This is a genomic window from Peptidiphaga sp., from assembly GCF_057238965.1.
The window spans coordinates 5,646-26,463 of record NZ_DBHHEV010000024.1; the positions used below are offsets into that span (position 1 = coordinate 5,646).

Below are 20,818 nucleotides of genomic sequence, written 5' to 3' on the forward strand. Positions count from 1 at the left end.
GGCCTTCCCCCCGCCGACGGCGCCGCCCTTGATGCCGAAAACCGGCCCCATCGAGGGCTCGCGAAGGGCGAGCACCGGGCGCTTGCCTAGCCGCGCCAATCCGTCGGCCAAGCCGATCGACGTCGTCGTCTTCCCCTCGCCGGCCGGCGTCGGGGAAATTGCGGTGACGAGGACGAGCTTTGAATCCCGCTCGGGCAGCTAGCGCAGGTAATCAAGGTCAATTTTGGCCTTGCCGTGGCCGTAGACGAGAACGTGCTCGTCGGGGACCCCGAGGTCAGCGGCCACGCGCCGTATGGGTCTGGGCTCGCCGGGCCGAGCTCCCTCGGCTTTGGCCTCGCCTTGAACCACGCCCGCTTCGGCGAAGGAGGGCGAAGCGGCTTCGGCCGTCTTGGCGCCATTCGCACCCCGGTTCGCCTCACCCTGGTTGGTCAGATCGTTGCCCACATCAACTCCTTGCTCGCGGAACTTTGCTCGCGGAGCCACCGACCTTTCCCGCCGACGGCAAGAACTAATATACCACACACAACACACAAACGAAAATGGCGTCCGTACGGAGGTTTTTCAAAGTCCGGCGTTCGGAGTCGCCCTTCACCTCGCCCGCTTGCATGCACAAGTTAGAACGCATTGCCGCGCGCTTTAAAGTAGGCCGGACAGGCGCATTCTAACGACAGATTTCACATTATGAAACCTCTAGATTCCGTCCCGAAATGCGTGTAGGTTCATCTCATACGTCGTTCACGCCGGTTTGCCGACGGGCAATCTGATTCATGCGAATGGGAGAAAAATGAGCAAGTTCGCCATCGACGAAGACGAAATGGACGACCTCGGAAAGGGCCTCGACTCTCTGTCCGAGGTCTACGACGACGTCGAAACGCCGTGCCCAGTCCCGGCCTTCGGCCATCCATCCCTCGACGAAGCCTACAGAGAATTCGCCGACTGCATACCGGAGTTTCCGAGGCGCTCGGCCGGCGTATTCGCTCTGCATCACAAGCTCTTTTCGTCATGGAAGAGATCAGAGAGCGCGCATCGTCGGATTGTCCGAATCCTCGGTTTTTCGCCCCGGGATTGGGAATCAACCGTCCTACACCGTCTCGAATATTCGCTATTCCGACGGAAGAATGACGGTTACCCTGCAGGGCGGGTACCCCGCCGATAGCGTTGATACGCCTGACAGTTCCCGTGTAACGTCGATATATCGCGACTTGGAAGCGGGCGAATGCATCGACCATCCGAGAGTCGGGACCTTCACTCTCATGTACGTCAATCCAATCGTCATTCCCTTTGCCGTAGGCGGCGGTCCTACGGCAACCTTCCAATTTGTTCCTGCGCCCGGCTTCATCGCCTACTGGGACAAAGAAAGCGAGATGAACCGATGAAGAAACGCCGGAAAGTCCTCGCCGCCCTGATCAGCCTCCTGGCTCTGGCGGCAAGCATACGAATCGTCTATGTCTCCGGATTCCTCACACACAACTATCCAGCCCAGAACACCCGCGTCTTCACTAAGAAAGGCGATCCGCTTCGCTGCGACGGCATCACATATAGAGCGGGCGACACCAGCGGTACACGCAGAGGCGTGCTTCGTCCCGGAACTAACTGGAACACACAAATTGAAGTTTCCAACCTAAGGATCGAACGCTGGCACAAGCGCGCCACAATCGGCATCTATGCGGGCAAACTTCGTAACGTCACAGCTGAGGGAGGTGGCGCCGATCTTGCCTTGGGAGAGTCCTTTACATTTGAAGGAGTCGGCACCATCACTTTGCTCGACGTCGAAATGGACTGGTTCGCATTCACCGTCGGCAACGACAAAGCAGGAGACACCGCGACCTATTGCTTCGAACCCGCCCCCGGATTCAACGTCGGCGACGACTACAAAAGCCACTACCAAAAACAACATCCGGACACACCCACACCCTGGCCTACAAACCCTGCCAAACAAACAGAAACAACGCCCCTCCCAACCGACTGATAAAAACCAACTGACGAGCCAGACTCAAGCCAATCAGAGAAACAAACCGCGAGCGGAACCGATAACAAGCCCGCCGCTCCGAATCCCAGCTTCGCCACCCAGCAAAGAAAACAAAACCGATGAAGAAACGCCGGAAAGTCCTCGCCGCCCTGATCAGCCTCCTGGCTCTGGCGGCAAGCATACGGATCGTCTACGTCTCCGGATTCCTCACACACAAACATCCAGTCCGAAACACCCACGTCTTCACAAAGAAAAACAACCCTTCCAGCTGCTCCGGCATCAAAATTCATGCAGAAAGCGGACATTACGGACAATTTTATGTCGATTCCCGCCGCAAAGTCGCAGTATCCGTGGGTGAACTCCGAATAGAACGATGGCACAAACGAGCACGAATCGTAGGGTCGATCATCGATCGCGGCCCAGATGATAAAAGTGCCTTCGCGGGTGCCGATCTTGCCTTGGGAGAGTCCTTTACGTTCGAAGGAGTCGGCACCATCACTTTGCTCGACGTCGGGATCTACTGGCTTGAATTCATACTCGGCAGGGACAAAGCAGGAGACACCGCGACCTACTGCTTCGAACCCGCCCCCGGATTCAACGTCGGCGACGACTACAAAAGCCACTACCAAAAACAACATCCGGACACACCCACACCCCGGCCTACGACCCCTGCCAAACAAACAGAAACAACGCCCCTCCCAACCGACTGATAAAACCAACCGGCCAACTCCTCGGTTGCTCCCACGAATGCTCGGGTTTCCAACATTTCCGTTGTCTGGGTTTAGACCGCCCCGCCGCCATGAAAGCCAGCGCGTCGCGAAGACACAGGCGGCCTCCGGGACGCAAGGACTCCGGCGAGAAGTTCGGGCAGACGGCGTGGGCGGGTGCGATTTCGCACCCGCCCACGGTTTGAAACAGCCAGCTGCTTGGAGGGACCCAGTTCAGCAGCCTTCGTCGCCTAGCCTAGGCAACAGACGCTACCCCGGCGGCGGCCACAGTTTGGAAGCCCGCTGCAGTCAAGGCCTCACAGTCAAGTCCCACAGCCAGGGCTTACAGCTTGGCCTGCCGCAACTCGGGTCTCGCAGCTCAAGCGTCAACAGCCAGAGCCACGGGCTCCAGACGCTCACGGCTTGGGAGGCAGGACCGCGCGGGCAAGCACCGCGGCGTAGTCCGGAACGTCCTCCTCCACGATCTGCCGCGCCGCATAAAGCAACGGCAGGCGATCCTTGATCTGCGGGGCGGACTGCTCCACGAGGGAGATCGCCAGCGGCAAGGCCGGCACGCCCTCGACGGTCTGCTCCAGCTCCGTCATCGCCTGGAGCGCGCCCTTGGCGCCCTCGCCGCGGCCGATGCGCACGCCGTAGACCTTGTTGCGCCCGGACAGCCCGGTCACCTCCAGATCGCCGACGCCCGGCAGGCCGTAGGCCGTGGCAGGGTCAGCCCCCAGCGCCGTCGAAAGAATCGACATCTCGCGCACCGCCTCGTTGAACGTCGCGGCCTTGAGGTTGTGATGGGGCTTGCCCGTCTTCTCCTCCAGCCCGTCGGCGATGCCCAGCATGATCGCGTACACGTTCTTCATCGGCGCGCAGATCTCCACGCCCACTTCGTCGTCCGTGGCCTCGATGCAGTAGTGCTCCGAGCGAGCGGCGCGCGCAAACTCCACGGCGACGTCGCGGCTCTTGCATCCGAATATCGTGGCCGTAGGCTCGCCGGCCGCGCACTCGTTGGCCTTGACCGGCCCGGCGATGGCGACGATCGGCGGAAGTTCGACGTCGGCGGCCTTCGCGATCGAGCGGATCCCGTCCGGCAGAAGGAGGATCTTGCCGTCGACCGGCATGAACCCCTTCGACGTCAGCCACAGCGCCTTCGCCTTGGCGATGCCGGGCAGGGCCATCTCGGTCACCTTCGGAACGCCCTGGGAGGCCACCGAAACCACGACGACGTCGACGCCGTCAAGCGCATCCTCCAGGCCGGCGGAGCGGAACGGGCGGACCTTGCCGGAGACGACCACGTTGATGCGCGGATGCGGGCGGCCCTCCTCAATGGCGTCAATGAGATGGTCGTCCAGCCACGTGCCCCACAGGTTGACGTCCCACCCGGCCTCAACGAGGGCGTTGGCCAGGCCCGACCCCATGGCCCCCGCGCCGAGTATCGCGACTTTCGGCATGTCTTCTCCTATTCCTCCGCTCCCGAAAGCTCGGCGTCGGGGTGACGTTTGGCGAACTCGTGGAGCAGATCGTTCGTTTCCTTGAGATTCGAGTAGAGGCGGCCCTGAATCTCGCCGAGCTCGGCGTAGACCTCGTGCTCGTCCATGTTCGGCTCGCTCTTATCGGTGAACTGGGCCATCTTCTGGGCGGCCGTCGCAATCGACGTGTCGCCGAACACGCCGGTGGAGGCCATGGCGATGACCGCGGCGCCCAGCGCGGAAATCTCCTCCTCCTTGCAGCCGGTGATCGGCAGGCCGATCGCGTCGGTCATGATCTGGCGCCACAGCGGCGAACGCAGCCCGCCGCCCATGCCGCGCACCGCGGTCAGCTTGACCCCGGTCGCCTCTTCCATGGCGTGCAGCGAACGCGACATCTCGATGCAGATCGCCTCCAGAAGCGAGCGGTACATCGAGCCCTTGCCGTGGGTTCCGCGCCAGCCGACGACGGCGCCGCGGGCCACGGGCTCCCAGTAGGGCGACTGAACGGCGTTCCAGTACGGGAGCGTGACGAGCCCGCCGCTGCCGGGGGTGCGGGCCGCGGCCAGGGCCTCCAGCTCCGGGTCGGGCGCTCCGGCCAGCTCCGGCTTGCCGAGCGCCCGCCGGAACCATGTGGCGAGGTAGTTGCCGGAGGATTGCAGGACCTCCAGAATGTACGTGTCCGGGATGCCGCCCGCAAGGGTGCGGTAGACCTGGCCGAACTGGTACTCGGGGGACGTGACGCCGGCGTTCACGGCGGTGCCCATGTTGAGGTAGGCGACGTCGGGGGTGACCGCAGCCGCGCCGACGCCGGCCGCCTGGCCGTCGCCGCAGCCCGCGACGATCGGGATCTCGGCGATCCCCCACTCCTTGGCGAGCTCGGGCTTGAGCGCGCCGAGGGTCTGGCCGGGCTTGACGAGGTCGGCCATCTGCTCGCGCCGCACGCCCGCGATTTCCAACAGGCCCTCGTCGTAATCGAGCTTGGCGATGTCGAAAAGGCCGAGCGAGTCCGAGCAGGCGGTCGAATCGACCCACTTGCCCGTCAGGCAGAAGGCGATGTAGCCGGAGACCGTCGTGATCTTCTCGGCGCTCGCCCACAGGTCCGGCTGATGCTCCTTGACCCACGCCATCTTGTAGATGGCCGGCGTGACGTCGGCGGGCTTGCCGGAGAGCTGGTGGATCTCGGGCGTGCCGTACCTGAGGATTTGGTCGGCGGCGCGGATGTCGAGCCAGAGGATCCCGTTGCGCAGCGGCGTGCCGTCGGCGGTGAAGGGCGCGAAAGACTCGCGCTGATGCGTGATGCCGAACGCCTTGATGCGTTCCTTCTCGGCCGGGGTCAGTTTGCCCACGGCCTCGGCGACGGCGTCGCGGGTGGAAGTCCACCACTGGCGCGGGTCGTGCTCGCCGAAGCCCTGCTCCGGCGAGAGCAGCGCGATTTCTCGCCTGCCCAGCGAAATGACGTTTCCCTCGACATCGACGATGATCGCCTTGGTGGACGTCGTGGACGAGTCGATGGCTATGACCAGGGGGCCATCGACGCTTGCGGATGCCATGTTTTCTCCTTGAACGGTTGAATCAGCCCTCGCCGCCTGTCAGCTCGGCGTCGGGGTGCTTGCGTGAAAATTCGTAAAGCCGCGCATTGGTTTCGCGCAGATTCTCGTAGAGCCTTTCCTGGATCGCCGACAGCTCGTTGTAGATCTCGTGGTTGGCCATGTTCGGCTCGGTCACGTCGGTGAACCTGGCCATCTTCCGGGCGGCCGTGGCGACGTCGTCGTCACCGAACACGCCGGTGGAGGCCATGGCGATGACCGCGGCGCCCAGCGCGGAGATCTCCTCTTCTTCGCAGCCGGTGATCGGCAGGCCGATCGCGTCGGTCATGATCTGGCGCCACAGCGGCGAACGCAGCCCGCCGCCCATGCCGCGCACCGCGGTCAGCTTGACCCCGGTCGCCTCTTCCATGGCGTGCAGCGAACGCGACATCTCGATGCAGATCGCCTCCAGAAGCGAGCGGTACATCGAGCCCTTGCCGTGGGTTCCGCGCCAGCCGACGACGGCGCCGCGGGCGATCGGGTCCCAGTGCGGCGACTGCACCGCGCCCCAATAGGGCATCGTCACGAGGCCTCCGCTGCCGGGGGTGCGGGCCGCTGCGAGGGCCTCCAGCTCCGGGTCGGGCGCCCCGGCCAGCTCTGGCTTGCCGAACGCGCGGCGGAACCAGCCGGAAAGGTAGGCGCCGGAGTTCTGGACGAGCTCCAGCACGTAGGTGTCGGGCACGCCCGCCGCCTCCGTTCTGAAGAGCTTTTCGTAGCGATATTCGGCCGACGGCACGCCCGCCACGACGGCCGTGCCCATGTTGAGGTAGGCGACGTCGGGGGTGACCGCCGCCGCGCCGACACCGGCCGCCTGGCCGTCGCCGCAGCCCGCGATGATCGGGATTTCGCCGATCCCCCACTCCTCGGCGACCGACTTCTTCAGCGTGCCGAGGGTTTGCCCGGGCTTGACGAGGTCGGCCATCTGCTCGCGCCGCACGCCCGCGATCTGAAGCAGGCCGTCGTCGTACTCGAGCGTCTTGATGTTCGACAGGCTGAGCGAATCGGCGCAGGCGGCCGAATCGACCCACTGGCCCGTCAGACAGAAGGCGATGTAGGCCGAGACCGTGGTGACCTTGTCGGCCTTCGCCAGCGACTCGGGCTCGTTTTCCTTGAGCCAGGCCATCTTGTACAGGCCGGGCGTGACGTCGGCCGGGCGGCCCGAAAGCGCGTGTATCTCGGGCGTGCCATAGCGCTGAACCTGGTCGGCGGCGCGTATGTCAAGCCACAGGATCCCGTTGCGCAGAGGCGTGCCGTCCGCGGCGAAGGGCGCGAAGGACTCGCGCTGATGCGTGATGCCGAAGGCCGCGATGCGCTCCTTTTCGGCAGGGGTCAGTTGAGCAAGGGCCTGGGCGACGGCGTCGCGGGTGGAAGTCCACCACTGGCGCGGGTCGTGCTCGCCGAAGCCCTGCTCCGGCGAAAGCAGGTCGATGTCCTGTCTGCCGAGGGCCAGGACCTTTCCTTCTGTGTCCACGACGATCGCCTTCGTGGCGGTGGTGGACGAATCGATTGCAATGACGAGGGGATTCATGCCTCTACCTCAATTCGACGTTGAATGCGGTTGGTATTGGGTTTGCGCGGTTGTCGACGGCGGGCTCGGGACGCGCCAAGGTGCGTGATTCGGCGCGTCCGCGGTGCGGACCGGCGTCGGCCTTCGAGGGCGTCCTTGTTCGAGGGCGTTTCGTCGTTGACTGCGTTGTTGCGGGAGGATGCGTCTGTCGGCTGCGTTGCGGACGGGTGCGGCGACGCCGACGTCGCACCCGGGCAGGCGGGGCCGATGCCGAGACCGGCCCCGCCGCGGTCACTTCAAACCTTGAAAAAACCTGTCCCAAGGCATCTCGAGCGGCGCGTCCTCAGCCACGACCGAGTAGAGGAACCGGCACAGCGGGTACTCGTCCTCGCCGATGACGCCGCGCTCGGTCAGCGGCCCGAGGGCCTTGCCGATGACCTTGATGGCCGCGACGCCTTCGAGCGTCACTCCTTTCATGTAGCGATCCTGCACTTCGGAGAAGGCGATGCCCTCCCCGACGTATCCGCCGGCCTTGACGTTGCGGCCGCCCATCGAGGTGACGAACATGTCGCCCACCCCGCCCAGGCCGTCGCCCGTCTCCGGGTCGACGCCCATGAGCTTGATGAAGGAGCGCAGCTCCTTCTGCCCCTGGGCGAAAACGGCCGCGCCGTAGTTGTACATGACGTAGCGGTCGTTCTCCTTGCCGGCCTTGCGCAGCATGCCTTGGGCGAAGCCCGCGGCGAACGCGTACACGTTCTTCGTGGCCGCGCCGGTCTCGTGCCCGACGAAGTCCGTCGACGTCCACACGTGGTAGTAGTCGGTCCGGAACAGGCCGGCCAGGTATTCGACGTCGGCCTTGTTCTCGCCGCAGAACACCACGCACGTGTCGTGGTGGACGGCGAGCTCGCCGGCGATCGACGGGCCGACGATGGCGTTCCAGGAGACGCTCTCGGCCAGCTCGGGGTCGAAGTAGGAGCGAAGCACGTCCGGCAGAATGTGCATCGTTCCGTCGTCGTCGGCCCGCATGCCCTTGGTCACCGTCAGGAGCTTCTGGCCGGGCTTCATGAGCTTCGAAAGCTGCTCGCCCGCCCATTCGATTCCGAAGGAGTTCACGCCGCACATGACGACGTCGGCGTCGGCGATCACGTCGGCGGCCTCTTCCAGCTGGTGGGCCTTGACGCTTTCGTTGACCTTGAGGCCAAGGTCCGGGTGCACGCCCGTCTTCTGGATCGAATCGATGATTTCGCGGTCGAGGAACGTGCCGACGAGGCGAACCTCGTTGCCGTTCTCCGAGGCCGGGAAAGACAGGGCCGTGGCCATGATCCCCGACCCCAACACTGCAATCTTTGCCATACTGCTTCCTTTCGGGTTGCTGTGCGCGTCGGCGCCGCTCGGGCGCCTAACGCTGACCGTAAACGTTCTGATATCTCTGGTAAAGCGCGTCGATGTGCTCTTGGGCCACCGGCACGGGGTCGCCGAGCAGCTGGGCCGTCGCGACCGTGCGGGCGACCTCCTCGACCATGGCGGCGGCCTTGACCGCGGCCTCGGCGTCCTTGCCCACGGTGAACGGGCCGTGGTTGGCCATGAGCACCGCAGGCGAGCGCGAGGACCTGAGGGTCTCCACGATCCCTCGCCCGATCGAATCGTCGCCGATGATCGCGAACGGGCCCACCGGCACCTCGCCGCCGAACTCGTCGCCCATCATCGTCAGAACGCACGGGATCGGCCGGTGAAGCGCGGCGAACGCCGTCGCGTAGGTCGAGTGGGTGTGGACCACTCCGCCGACCTCGGGCATGTGCCGAAAGACGTATGCCACCGCGGCGGTGTCCGAGGAGGGGTTGAGCGAGGCGGGCGTCCCGTCGTCGATCTTCTCCCCCTCCAGCGTGCACACTGTCATGTTGTCCGGGCTCAGCTCGCTGTAGCGCACGCCCGAAGGCTTGATGACGAAAAGGTCGGCGCCCGGAACGCGTTCGGAAACATTGCCGGCCGTCCAGACCACGAGGCCGTTGGCGGGAAGCTCGGCGTGCAGCCGCGCCACCCGCTCCCTCGTGGCCCGGACGGAGGCCTGAACGTCCGGTGCGAGCTCGGACAGGCTGATCACTGCTCGGCGTCCCTGTCTCGATAGATGCGCGCGCGGATGTCCTTCAGCCGGTGCATGGGCGAAACGCCGTTGTAACGGCCGAAGAAGTCGTGCAGCTCCTTGTAGATCTCGTAAACCTCGTCGTAGCGGGCGGAGGCTTCGAGATTCGGCTCGTAGGCGCGCTTCTCAACCGAAGACATCGCGTCGGCGGCCGCGAAGACATCCGGATAGACTCCGGCCGCGACCGCGGCGAACACGGCCGAGCCGAGCGCGCCGGTCTGCTCGGCCGTGGAGACCGAGATCGGGCGGCGGGTGATGTCCGAGAGCATCTGCATGTAGTACGAGTTCTTGAGCAGGCCGCCGGCGGCGACGATCTCGTCGACCTTGATCCCGTGCTCCTCGAAGTTGTCGATGATGACGCGGCAGCCGAAGGCCGTCGCTTCAAGGAGGGCGCGGTAAACGTCCTCGGGCGCGGTGGTCAGCGTCTGACCGACGACGAGGCCGGAGAGCCGGGCGTCCGCGAGGATCGAACGGTTGCCGTTGTGCCAGTCGAGGGCGACGAGGCCGTGCTCGCCGATCTCCTGGCCCTTCGACTTCTCCACGAGCAGGTCGTGGACCGAGACGCCGCGCGACTTGGCCTCCTCCACGTAGGAACCCGGCACGCAGTTGTCGACGAACCACGCGAAGATGTCGCCGACGGCCGTCTGGCCGCCCTCGAATCCCCAGTAGCCGTCCACGGCGCCGCCGTCGACGATCCCGAACACGCCGGGGCAGTCGCGGTATTCCTCGCCGTTGAGCACATAGCAGGACGACGTGCCGAGGATCGCGGTGAGCTGGCCCGGGCGGACGGCGTTTGCGCCGGCGACGACGACGTGCGCGTCGATGTTGCCGGACGCGACGGCGATGCCCTCGGGCAGGCCCGTCAGCTCAGCCATCTCCTTCGTCAGACCGCCGACCTTCGCGCCGAGCGGGAGGACGGGGGCGCTCATCTTCTCCTCGAAGACGCGGCCGAATCCGGGCTTGACGGCCTCTAGGTACTCGAAGGAGGGGTACTTTCCGTCCTGGAGCATGCGCTTGTAGCCGGAGTCGCCGGCGGACTGGGTCAGGGTCCCGGTCAGCTTCCAGGTGAGCCAGTCGAGGAGGTTGCACACCACGTCGGCCTCTTTGTAGACCTCGGGCGCCATCTCGAAGACCTCGAGGACCTTCGGCAGGAGCAGCTCGGAGGAGAGCACGCCGCCGTAGCGGCCGAGCCACTCCTCGCGGCGGGCCTCGGCGACCTTCACCAGGCGGGTGGCCTGAGCCTGGGCGCCGTGGTGCTTCCACAGCTTGACGTAGGCGTGGATGTTGTTCTCAAAGCCGGGCTTCTCACACAGCGGCACGCCGTCCTTGTCGGTGAAGAACACCGTCGCCGACGTCGCGTCGACGCCGATGCCCACGATGTCGGCCGGGTCCACCCCGGCGTCCTTGACAGCGGCGGGAACCGACTCGCGCAGCACCTTGACGTAATCGGCCGGGTTCTGCAGCGCGAATTCAGGCGGAAGGGTCTGATTGTCGCCGGCGGTCAGGGTGCGGTCCATGACGCCGTGGGGGTACTCGGTCACGTGCGTGCCGAGCTGCTCGCCCGTCGCGGCGTCCACGACGATGGCGCGGCCGGAGAGCGTTCCGTAGTCGATGCCGACGATGTATTTCTTATCGGACATATGTTTTCTCCTTGGGTTAGGGGAAGAAAGGAAAAGCGGATGGCGGAGTTCGAAGGGGCTCGACGGGCCGGGTCACTCCGCGGGGCGGCGGTGCCGGCCCCAGAAGCCCTCGGGCGAGAACAGCTTCTCGACGACGGCGTCGTAGACCCCCAGGTCGATGAGGATGTCGAAGACGGTGTAGCGGTCACGGATCATCTGAGCCTTGAAGTGGGTCTCGCGGAAGCGCTCCCAATCGATCTCGATGAGCTCGGGATGGTATGGCGCGCCCACCGTCTTCAGGCGGTCCATGATCTCCTCGGGCGCCATGAGCTGGGCGCGCAGCCTCTCGCACAGCTCGGGCCACTTCTCCTTGAGCAGCTCGATGCGGGCGACGAGCTCTTCGCCTTCGGTCCTCTTCTTGAGGGAGTGGCGCACGGCCTCTTCCTGCATCCGGGGCTTGAGGGCGGCGCGCACCTGGGATTCGACCTGCTCGGGGCTCTTGACGGCCGCGAGCGCCCGATCGACGTCGAAGTCCTCGGCCTCCATCTTGAGGAACTCCTCCCAGATGGCGCACGAGGCGACCGTTCCGACCCCGACCTTGAATCCGTGCGAAAGCGGGGGCTCCCAATCCAGCCCGTGGCCTTCCATCTCCCACACGTGTGAGAACTGGTGGCCGGCGCCGGAGGCCGAACGCGAGGACTGGCCGGCCTGCATCGCGAGGCCGGACATGAGGTTGCCCTCCATGAGGCCCTCGATTGCCTTCTTATCGCCGTTCCCGATGGCTTCGGGGTCGGCGAGGGAGCCGCGCAGCGGGCCCTGGACCATGTTCCACACGTACTCGTTGATCGGTTCGATCCCCAGGGCGTCGGCGAGGATCCAATCCGCTCCGGCGGGGATCTTCTCGATGAGGTCGCCGTATCCGGTGGCGGTCAGGCGCTTGGGGGCGTTGCACACGACGTCGTTGTCCGCGACGAGGCCGGCGGGGCCGGGGCACGATCGGGTGATCTTGAAGCCGTCGCGGGAGATGGACGCGCCGAAGGCGGCGAAGCCGTCGACCGAGGCGGCCGTGCACACGTTCATGTACGGGCGGCCGAGCTCGCCGGAGGCCAGCTTGGCGATGTCGTTGAGCGTTCCCGCCCCGATCGAGCACACGACCGCGTCCTCGAGCGGCTCAATGTGGTTGCGCAGGATTTCGACGTTCTTATAGTCGCCGTAAAGCGTCGGCTTTCCTGGGAAAATATACGGTTCTTGGGCGAATTCGACCCCTGCCGCCCTGAGGGAGGCGACCACTTCCTCGCCGGTCGCGCCGAAGGTGTTTTCGTCTGCCACAACGAGGGCCTTCGCCCCCGGGAACAGCTTGGCGAACATTTCGCCCGTCTGGCTGGTGACGCCGTCGCCGAAGACGATGTCCTTTGTCTCGACGGCCGTCTTGAGAGCCTTTTCGATGAGATCGCTCGACATTGTTCTATCCTTTCCCTTTCGTGCCTTCCGGGCCTGCCGCGCGAATCCCGATATTTGCTGCGCAAGGCCCTTCCGGCTCCGTGGTTGAGCTTCTATGCGGCCCGGGGCCCTCCTGTCGGAAAGCCCCGGGCCCGTGGATCATTCGGCTGTTGCGTGCTCGGCGGCGACGTGGTCGACCGTCTCGTGAATGAGACCTTGCACCAGCGGGAACTGCTTGCAGTACTGATCGGCGTAGAACTTGTACTGCTCGTGCCTCTCAGCGTCGGGCTCAATGCGCTCACGCTTGTGGACCATCGCGTCGGCGGCCTCCTGGACCGATCCGTACAGGCCCGCGCCGGCGGCGGCGAGGATGCACGAGCCGAGGGTGACGGCGTCGCCCACCTCGGTCAGGGTGATCGGAACGCCGGTGACGTCGGAGTGCATCTGCGTCCACATGCGGGACTTCGTCGCGCCTCCGCAGGCCACGAATTCCTGAACCTCGAACCCGGCCTCGCGCAGCTTGCGCAGGTTGGCTTCGACGCCGTAGCAGACGGCCTCCTGGATCGCGCGGTACATGTGCTCGCGGCTGTGGGCGAGCGACAGCCCCGTGAAGACGCCCCGGGCCTTGGAGTCCGAGTAGGGCGTGCGGTTGCCCTGGAAGAACTCGTTGATGACCAGGCCGTCGCAGCCGATCGGGATGTCCGCCGAACGCTGGTTGAGGATGTCGTAGGCGTTGAGGCCGGTCTGCTCGGCCGCCAGGTTGATGTCCGGGCAGAAGTTGTCCTTGAACCACTTGAGCACGGACCCGGAGGAGACCAGGGAGATCTCGACCGTGTACTGGCCGGGGACGACGCCGTCGGTGTAGCCGCCGAAGAAGCCGGGGCCGGAGACGGGGTCGGGCGACTGGCCGGACATGACGTGCGAGGAGCCGGTCACCAGCGACATCTTGCCCGGGCGGAGCACGTTGAGGCCGATCTGGCCGTGCCACGCGTCGCCGCCGCCTTGGGCGACGGGCGTTCCGGGAATGAGGTCGAGGGCCTCGGCGGCGGACTTCGACAGCCCGCCGACGAGCACGCCCAGGTCGTTGACCACGGTGGGGAGCTTGTCGAAGACGTCGCCCGCGCCGGCCTCTTCGTAGAGATCGACGGGCCAGCCGCCGTTGTCGCGGTCGTAGTACATGCGGTGGGCGGCCGTGTTGATGTTCTGCGTCCACTCGCCGGTCAGCTTGAAGGTCAGCCAGTCGGGCGCGTCCACGAGGCGGTAGGCCTTGTCGTATGTCTCGCGCTCGTTCTCGCGCAGCCACGCGGCCTTGAAGGGGAACCATTCGGCGGTCGGCGGCAGAGTGCCGTTTCCGGTGTACCGCCGGGCGGGCGACTTCGTGTCGATGACGCGGGCCGCCTGCTCGGTGGCCCGGACGTCCATCCACATAATCGCCGGGCGCAGGGCTTCGCCGCCCTGGTCGAGGGCGACGACGGTCATCGTCGTCGCGTCATAGGAAATGCCCTTGATCTCGTGGGGCTGGACGCCCGAACGCTGCATGACGCTGTGAACCGAGGCGCGAAGGGCGTTCCACCAGTCGGTGGGCGACTGCTCGGCCCAGCCCGGCGCCGGGTGCGTGGTCCTGTAAGCCGTCGCTGCGAATGCCACGGGCGCTCCGGTGAGATCGAAGATTCCGACTCGACACGACTCCGTGCCGAAGTCGATGCCCATGACGTAGGGGCCGCCGGTGAGTGAATTGGTGTTGTTGAAAACAGACAAGGAAACCTCCGCGCTGAAGTTCGTAGGTGTTTGACAGTTCACTCGTCCGCGTCGGACCAGCCCCATTCGAGGCGGATGGCCTCGGGGATGAGGTGGTCGATGCGGTCGAGGACGAATGTGGGTTGATCGGCCGGATCCAGGGCCTCGGCCTCTTCCAGCGTCGAATCGCCGGTCAAAAGCAGGCACGAGACCATGTTCGTCTTGATGGCCATGCCGATGTCGGTCATGAGGCGGTCGCCCACCATCATGCAGTTGGCGGGATCGACGTCCAGGCCGTCGATCGCCGCCGAAAGCATGGTGGCCTCGGGCTTGCCCATGTTCGCCTGGCACTTGGCTCCGGTGCAGGCTTCGATGGCCGCCACGATGGTGGCGGCGTCGGGTTCGCCGCGCCCGCCCGGGAAGGGGCAGTAGCGGTCGGGGTTGGTCGTGATGAGGAATGCCCTCTTGTGGAACCAGATGGCGTCGAATGCGATCTGGAGCTTCCGATATTCGAAGGTTCGGTCGTAGGAGGCGATGACGATGTCGATCTTCTCCGGGTCCTCGCTCATGGCGATGCCAGCCTCCGCGAGGGCCTTCTTGAGGGGCTCTTCGGAGATGGGGAAGACGACGGCGTCGGGATGGTTCGCCTTGAGCCAGCGGACCGTTGTGACGACGGTGTTGGCGATTTCCTCAATCGGCGTGGGAATCCCCAGCTTCCCGAGCTTTTCCAGGTAAAGCTGCGGGTCCTTCGTCGGGTTGTTCGACAGGAAGCGCACGGGCCTGCCCAGCTCGCGCAGCCCTTCGATGAGCCGCTTGGCGCCGGGCAACAGGTCGTCACCCAGATAAATGGTGCCGTCCATGTCGAAAATGTAGGCGTCGTAGAGCCTGTCAGGAGATGTGCGCTTCACTGCGTTCCTCTCTCAAGTCTTCCGGATTTCGAATTTCGACCCTGAGCTTCAGCCCTGCGCTTCGATCATTGGCGTGACAATGATTCGAATGTGTGAATTTGAAGCGCACGGCATTTTGAAGGGCGGGCCTCGGGCCGGGGCGGGTCGCTGCCCCGGCCCGAGGGGCTTTTAGAACAGCAGCGCCAGGGAAACCACCGCTGTGTTGCTGATCCAGATCGACGCCGCCGGGGGGTCGATGTGGGACGTGCCGCGGTTGTACCAGAGCCTCGCGAAGAACTCGCACAGGAAAGCGGAGAACAGGCCTGCCAGAAGCGCCGCGAAGAGGGCGCCGATGGCTGGGCCGACGTTCGCGGCGATCCATCCCGCCGTGTCGGTGTCTCCCATGAGGAAGTCACCGCCGAATATCGGGAAGAACTTCATCGCCGCCAGACCCGCGGTGATGGTCACGTGGTGCTGGACCGGCATGTTTCGGTTCGTGATGAGGAAGAGGATGATCACGGCCGAAATGCCGAAGGTGAAGGTCTGGGCGTTGTTGATTGCCGCGCTCGGATCCAAACGACGGGAGACGAGGGACGAGCCGATCTGGGAGGCGAGGAAGATGGAGGCGCCGCCGGCGAGGATTCCAAAGAGGGAGCCCATGGCGAAGAGCTGGCCCGGCTTCTCCTGCCACTCCAGCCAACGGCCGTTCGGACCGGGCTTGATCTTCCCAAGGAAGGTCTTGGCGTCCTTGTCGAAGGCGTGGGGCGAGTGCAGCGAGCCCTTGCCGTATCCCTTGCCCGGATCGCCGCCGAAGGCGATGCGCGCGAGGATGCCGGAGAGCACGACCGTCAGGGCGACGGAATCCGTGTGCCCGCCGAACCACGGGATCTTCGAAATGCCAATCTGGACGGCGTAGCCGAAGACGCCGAAGATGGAGCCGACGTAGATGACGTCAGGGCGTCCCAAGCCGGCGAGCGGGGAGTTGACGTCTTTTCCGTCGTCCATATACCCCTTGTACCTCGCGTAGACCGCTGCTGCGGCGCCTCCGGCGAATACGACATGCGGGCCCATGAACGGACCGAAGGCGAGGTAATCCAGGGCAAAGCTGCTGCCGGTGGCAGCGAGGATCCCCCACGAGGCGAGGACTGTGAAACCAGTCAAAACGAAGCCGTAGTTGCCTCCGATGCTGGCGCCGACAGCGCCACCCGCGATAGCGGCGAGGAGCCCAAAGAGGAAGACTCCCAGCGAAGCTGTAAACATCGATGTTCCTTTTAGGTCGGGCGGATGAGACATCCGCTAGGTGTGGTCCGCGATTCCCGACAAAGGCAATCGCGCGAGTTTTTCGAGGCCCCTTCCCTTCGAGGGGCGTCGAAAGCAGTTCTAGCAGCCAGCCGAACCGTTTTCGTATTCTACAAGGACGTCAACGTTGGCTTTCGAGTGCGACGAGGGGTCGAATTCGTAGCCGAGGAACTCGCGAGCAAGCCTTCTGGCGAGCTCGAGCCCGATGACGCGCTGGCCGAGGCACAAAACGTGTGCGTCGTTTGAAAGGATGAGCCGCTCTACGGAGAAGCTGTCGTGCGCCGTGCTCGCGCGAATGCCGGGGACCTTGTTCGCAGAAATGGCCATGCCCATGCCCGTCCCGCAGCAAAAAATCCCGCGGTCGGCCTTCCCCTCCGCAATGAGCCGGGCGCCGGCGACGCCGACATGCGGATAGGGGGTCTTCTCGCCGTCCTTAACGCCGACGTCGATGATCTCGTCGACGCGCTCGTCCTGTTCGAGGTCCCTCTTGATGGCTTCTTTGTAGTCGTATCCTGCGAAATCCGCAGCGACGACAATGCGCAATCCCATGTTGTGCCCTTCCTTGCGACACTCTGTGTCAGCCAATCTGAGAACGCGTGCATTCCCACTTCGGCTGAGGCGACTCGTTGTCCAAAAAGAGTAACACCGGTTATGTGAATCTTTTCGCATCCAATGTTAGTTTGGTCATACTTCTAGTTAAGTTAGTCGTTTCGAGAGGATGTGCAAACCGCTTCTGCAACGATGTGCTGCCCATTTTTCGTTGGCATGGCGCGAAATACAGTCAATTGAACGTTGTCGCATCCTCCAAGGCCTCCCTACTTGAGCACGCGACAAGACGTCAGTTCGATTCACACTTCGCCTGTTAATTGCCCTGTCAGCGTCGCGACACGTGGAGTCGGGCGTCGGTGCGATTCACGCTGCGTCTGTTAATTGCCCCGACGGCGAACTCTGCAGGGGGCTTGCAACGTCGGACCACGGGCTGCCAGCGCGTTGCGGCAGCCGACAGCGGCACACTAGGCCATGGAAAGTCCTTATTTGCGATACAACGACCGTAAACAGGATTTTCAATGCGCAGCACTGCTCGTCGAGCGGCGCCGGCATCGCCGCGGAACTCTCAACCGACGCCGCGCGGAATCAGGGCAAAGCCGCAGCCTTAGCCACGTCGGAAATCGCCGCCGAAGCCGCCGTCAGACCCGCGCGCCGCCGGCCTTCGGCGCGACGGTCACGTCCACCCCGGCGTCGCGCATCCGGGCGACGAGCTCCTTCGGCGTCTCCGAATCGACGACGACGGTCGTGAACTCCACCATTTTGGCGAAACGATAAAGCGCCTTGCGGGCAAATTTCGTGTGGTCGAGGAGAAGAATCCGGGTTTCGGCCGATTCGAGCATCGCGCGTTTGACGGCGACGATTTCCTCGTAGGGGTGGAAGCAGCTCCAGTCGGAGATTCCCGACGCCGAAACCATCGCGAAATTGGCGTGCATCTGGCCGATCATGTCGACGGCGGACGCGCCGACGAGGCTCTCGGCCCATTCTCTGTAGGAGCCTCCGACGATGATAAGATTCTCGACGCCCGAACGCCCGGCCTCCTCCGCCACGAGCAGCGAGTTGGTGACGATGGACATCGACGCTATGTCCCGAAGCGCGCGCACCACCCACACGCCCGACGTTGAATCGTCAAGCATGATCGAGCTGCCCGAAGGAACCATCGCGGCAGCGCAGGCTCCGATCTGCTCCTTGGCGGCCTCGCTCTGATCCAGCCGAAACCTCGCGGACGCCTCCTGCAGGCCAGACGCCTTGGCCACCACTTTCCCGTTGTGGCGCTGGAGCATGCCGGCCTCCTCCAGCCAAGAGACGTCGCGGTAGATCGTCATTGCCGAGACGCCCTGATCGTCGGCCAGCTCTTCGACGCTGACGGCGCCCTTCTTGATGACCAGCTCCGCCACCCGGGCACGTCGGCTGCCCGGACTGTCTGCAGATTTGGCAGAGCCCTCCTCGAAAGCGATCGGAAGCCTCACGCGCACCTCCTGTTTCACGGCGGCCTGACCGTGCGTTGCAGCCAAGCCGTTTCGCAGCGGCCTGACCGATTCCCGGCAGCCTAGCCGATTCCCGGCAGCCTAGCCGTTTCCCGGCAGCCTAGCCGTTTCGCCGCGGCAATCCAGACTCGCCGCGCATCCGGCCCGCCGTCAACCCTACCCCGGATTCACCCGCCGTGCGCAGCTGCGTCGCCAACTGCGCACCGGATGGCATCCGGGCGCGAAACCGGTGACAGCCGGGAGTGAAACCCCCGCCCCTAAACTTGTGGCTCTTTCACGGCGTGGGCTATCGTTTACGTCAATCACGCGATACAGTGCCGTTTCGCCGCGAGGGATCGCGCAATGCGGCAAGCCCATTCCGATCGAAGGAGAACAATGTCGTTCGTTCATCTGTCCCATATTCTCGACCCCAAGGACGGCGCTTTCCCCGGCGAGCCCACGTTGGAAGTCCGCCAGGACTCGGTGGTCAGCGAAACCGGAAAGCCGTTCAACTCGACGATCTCGACGCTGCCCAACCATGTCGGCACGCACATGGACGGCCCCCACCACTTCAATACGACGGGGCTGGATTTCCACGAGCTCCCCATTGAGTTTTTCGCCTACGAAGGCGACGAGGTGCTCGTCGTCGACCTTCCCCACCGCGGCAAGCCCCGCGAGGTCATCCTCAAGGAAGACATCGAGCCCTACGCCGAACAGCTCAAGGGCAAGCGGCTGCTCCTGCTGCGCACCGGGTTTGTCAAGATCAAGTTCACGGACCCGCACACCTACGAACACGAGGGAGTGAGCATTCACCCAGAGTTCTCGAAGTACCTCAACGAGGAGTTCCCGGAGCTCGCCTGCATCGGCGTCGACTTCCTTTCGCTCGGATCGCCGACGAACGACTACGGGCCCGAAGCCCACCGGTGGCTTCTCGGCAACTACACGGGCCACATCATTTGCGCCATCGAGGACATCAACCTCGAGCCGCTGGGCGAGAAGAAGATCAAGGCGATCACGCTCGGCCCGCTGCGGGTCAAGGGCGTCGATTCTTCGCAGGTCAACGTCATGGCCTGGCTGGAGGACTGAGCCAGGACTCTGGCCGAATGGCCGAGTCCAGACCTCGCCGGGAGGGCTGAGTCGAAGCTTTGGCCGAAAACCGAGAAAGACCAAGATCGGCGGCTTCTCGCCAAACGGAGCCCGGGCCCTCCGGGAGTTCTCGAATCAATGCGCTCGGCCGCGCTCTCGGCGATCCGCGGCCGACCCAAGCGGGAAACCGCGGCCGATCCAAATGGATAGGGGCGGCTCGAGCAGTCGGGCCGCCCCGACGCCCACGCACGCATCAAGAACACAAATCGGCGATGCGCCGCTCTTTCCGCGACTCGGCGTCATCGACGCGGGCACGAAAAGTACCTTGGCGCATCATTTCAGCGAATCTTTGGGGCCTATAATGCGTCAGGGCACCTTTCTTCGCCATATCACCGCAAGATCAGGATGCGGTCGCGCCGACGCAGCATCACAGCATTACGGCATTGACGCCGAAACGGCGGCGTGTCCGCGGAAGTTCCCGCGGACACGCCGTTTTACCGCGACTTCATCGCATTTTGTTTCCAGGGCGACCGTCAGTTTGCGGCGCTCAGCCCGCTCGGCTGGGTGGCGGCGCCTTGGCGTCGGTTGTCCACGCCCGCGGTCAGTCCGTCCATCGACTCGGGTTCGGCCACGGCCACGACGTCCTGCGGCAGCTCGGCGTCGGCGTCGTAAGGGGTGAACGTGAACGTCACGGGGATGTTCTCCTCATCGACGTCGGCCACGATCGTCTGCCCCTTCGCGAAGTCGCCGAAGAGCAGCTTCTCCGACAGCACATCCTCAATGTCTCGCTGGATCGCTCGCCTCAGCGGGCGGGCGCCGAGCACGGGGTCGTATCCGCGGTCCGCGAGCAGCTCCTTGGCCCGCTTCGTCAGCACAAGGTGCATCTCCTGCTTGGCCAAGCGCTGATCGAGCTTGCCGACCATGAGATCGACGATGCGCAGGATCTCCTCGCGCTGGAGCTGCGGGAAGACGATCATGTCGTCGACGCGGTTGAGGAACTCGGGGCGGAAATGCTCCTTGAGCGCTTCGCCCACGCGGCTCTTCATCCGCTCGTAAGACGTCGTCGTGTCGCCGTCGAACTGGAATCCAGTGGTCACGCCCTTGGCGATGTCCTTGGTTCCGAGGTTCGTCGTCATGATGATGACGGTGTTCTTGAAGTCGACCACCCTGCCCTGCGAATCCGTCAAGCGTCCTTCTTCGAGGATCTGAAGCAGGGAGTTGAACAGATCGGGGTGGGCTTTCTCGACCTCGTCGAAGAGAACCACCGAGAACGGCTTGCGGCGGACCTTTTCGGTCAGCTGGCCGCCCTCGTCGTAGCCGACGTAGCCGGGAGGGGCGCCGAAGAGCCGCG

General features: G+C 64.5%; 20 protein-coding genes. 4 read left to right on the plus strand and 16 right to left on the minus strand.

Going from position 1 to position 20,818, the window contains the following annotated elements; all coding sequences use genetic code 11:
* The 3 genes from ACO48X_RS04450 to ACO48X_RS04460 form a co-directional block, all read right to left on the minus strand.
* Positions 1-198, minus strand: a 198-nt coding sequence (locus ACO48X_RS04450; protein WP_485000947.1) for a formate--tetrahydrofolate ligase, incomplete at its 3' end; no start/stop codon positions are given.
* A complete protein-coding gene (locus ACO48X_RS04455) occupies positions 199-444 on the minus strand; it encodes a hypothetical protein (protein WP_485000925.1) in 246 nt (81 codons plus the stop codon).
* Positions 445-724: 280 nt separating this feature from the next.
* Positions 725-985, minus strand: coding sequence for a hypothetical protein (locus ACO48X_RS04460; RefSeq protein WP_485000926.1), 261 nt, complete (start codon positions 983-985; stop codon positions 725-727).
* A 133-nt stretch (positions 986-1,118) separates the two neighbouring features.
* On the opposite strand from ACO48X_RS04460, the gene ACO48X_RS04465 reads away from it, so the two are divergent.
* The 3 genes from ACO48X_RS04465 (at position 1,119) to ACO48X_RS04475 (ending at position 2,679) form a co-directional block, all read left to right on the plus strand.
* Entirely contained in the window at positions 1,119-1,376 is a 258-nt protein-coding gene (locus tag ACO48X_RS04465) for a hypothetical protein (RefSeq protein ID WP_485000927.1), read from the plus strand.
* Complete coding sequence (locus ACO48X_RS04470) at positions 1,373-1,969, plus strand: DNA-binding protein (RefSeq protein ID WP_485000928.1); 597 nt, start codon at positions 1,373-1,375, stop codon at positions 1,967-1,969. The genes ACO48X_RS04465 and ACO48X_RS04470 overlap by 4 nt, the downstream gene beginning before the upstream one ends.
* Positions 1,970-2,088: 119 nt before the next feature.
* The gene (locus tag ACO48X_RS04475) at positions 2,089-2,679 is read left to right on the plus strand and encodes a DNA-binding protein (RefSeq protein WP_485000929.1); all 591 of its coding nucleotides are present in this window, start codon (positions 2,089-2,091) and stop codon (positions 2,677-2,679) included.
* Between the two features lie 413 nt (positions 2,680-3,092).
* Here the strand turns inward: ACO48X_RS04475 and ACO48X_RS04480 are convergent, their stop codons facing one another.
* The 12 genes from ACO48X_RS04480 to ACO48X_RS04535 all read right to left on the minus strand — a co-directional run bounded on the left by ACO48X_RS04480 (position 3,093) and on the right by ACO48X_RS04535 (position 18,384).
* Positions 3,093-4,136, minus strand: a complete 1,044-nt coding sequence (locus tag ACO48X_RS04480) for an NAD(P)H-dependent glycerol-3-phosphate dehydrogenase (RefSeq protein WP_485000930.1) — start codon at positions 4,134-4,136, stop codon at positions 3,093-3,095.
* A gap of 8 nt (positions 4,137-4,144) precedes the next feature.
* The gene (locus ACO48X_RS04485; protein WP_485000931.1) at positions 4,145-5,704 is read right to left on the minus strand and encodes a xylulokinase; all 1,560 of its coding nucleotides are present in this window, start codon (positions 5,702-5,704) and stop codon (positions 4,145-4,147) included.
* 22 nt (positions 5,705-5,726) lie between these two features.
* The gene (locus ACO48X_RS04490; protein ID WP_485000932.1) at positions 5,727-7,268 is read right to left on the minus strand and encodes a xylulokinase; all 1,542 of its coding nucleotides are present in this window, start codon (positions 7,266-7,268) and stop codon (positions 5,727-5,729) included.
* A gap of 270 nt (positions 7,269-7,538) precedes the next feature.
* Positions 7,539-8,600 carry an NAD(P)H-dependent glycerol-3-phosphate dehydrogenase gene (locus ACO48X_RS04495; protein ID WP_485000933.1) on the minus strand — a complete coding sequence of 354 codons (1,062 nt, stop codon included), beginning with the start codon at positions 8,598-8,600 and terminating at the stop codon, positions 7,539-7,541.
* A gap of 46 nt (positions 8,601-8,646) precedes the next feature.
* Positions 8,647-9,348 (minus strand): L-ribulose-5-phosphate 4-epimerase, encoded by a 702-nt coding sequence (locus tag ACO48X_RS04500; protein ID WP_485000934.1) that lies wholly within the window; start codon positions 9,346-9,348, stop codon positions 8,647-8,649.
* Entirely contained in the window at positions 9,345-11,027 is a 1,683-nt protein-coding gene (locus tag ACO48X_RS04505; RefSeq protein WP_485000935.1) for a ribulokinase, read from the minus strand. The genes ACO48X_RS04500 and ACO48X_RS04505 overlap by 4 nt, the downstream gene beginning before the upstream one ends.
* Positions 11,028-11,099: 72 nt before the next feature.
* The gene (locus tag ACO48X_RS04510) at positions 11,100-12,467 is read right to left on the minus strand and encodes a sn-glycerol-1-phosphate dehydrogenase (RefSeq protein ID WP_485000936.1); all 1,368 of its coding nucleotides are present in this window, start codon (positions 12,465-12,467) and stop codon (positions 11,100-11,102) included.
* A gap of 138 nt (positions 12,468-12,605) precedes the next feature.
* The gene (locus ACO48X_RS04515) at positions 12,606-14,156 is read right to left on the minus strand and encodes an FGGY-family carbohydrate kinase (RefSeq protein ID WP_485000948.1); all 1,551 of its coding nucleotides are present in this window, start codon (positions 14,154-14,156) and stop codon (positions 12,606-12,608) included.
* 86 nt (positions 14,157-14,242) lie between these two features.
* Positions 14,243-15,043, minus strand: coding sequence for an HAD-IIA family hydrolase (locus tag ACO48X_RS04520; RefSeq protein WP_485000949.1), 801 nt, complete (start codon positions 15,041-15,043; stop codon positions 14,243-14,245).
* Positions 15,044-15,259: 216 nt separating this feature from the next.
* A complete protein-coding gene (locus ACO48X_RS04525) occupies positions 15,260-16,330 on the minus strand; it encodes a DUF7973 family transport facilitator (protein ID WP_485000937.1) in 1,071 nt (356 codons plus the stop codon).
* Positions 16,331-16,450: 120 nt separating this feature from the next.
* Positions 16,451-16,918, minus strand: coding sequence for a ribose-5-phosphate isomerase (locus ACO48X_RS04530; protein WP_009198431.1), 468 nt, complete (start codon positions 16,916-16,918; stop codon positions 16,451-16,453).
* A gap of 638 nt (positions 16,919-17,556) precedes the next feature.
* Entirely contained in the window at positions 17,557-18,384 is an 828-nt protein-coding gene (locus tag ACO48X_RS04535; protein WP_485000938.1) for a DeoR/GlpR family DNA-binding transcription regulator, read from the minus strand.
* Positions 18,385-18,777: 393 nt separating this feature from the next.
* On the opposite strand from ACO48X_RS04535, the gene ACO48X_RS04540 reads away from it, so the two are divergent.
* A complete protein-coding gene (locus ACO48X_RS04540) occupies positions 18,778-19,467 on the plus strand; it encodes a cyclase family protein (protein ID WP_485000945.1) in 690 nt (229 codons plus the stop codon).
* Positions 19,468-20,000: 533 nt separating this feature from the next.
* Here the strand turns inward: ACO48X_RS04540 and ACO48X_RS04545 are convergent.
* A partial coding sequence (locus tag ACO48X_RS04545; RefSeq protein ID WP_485000946.1) for an AAA family ATPase occupies positions 20,001-20,818 on the minus strand: 818 nt, incomplete at its 5' end.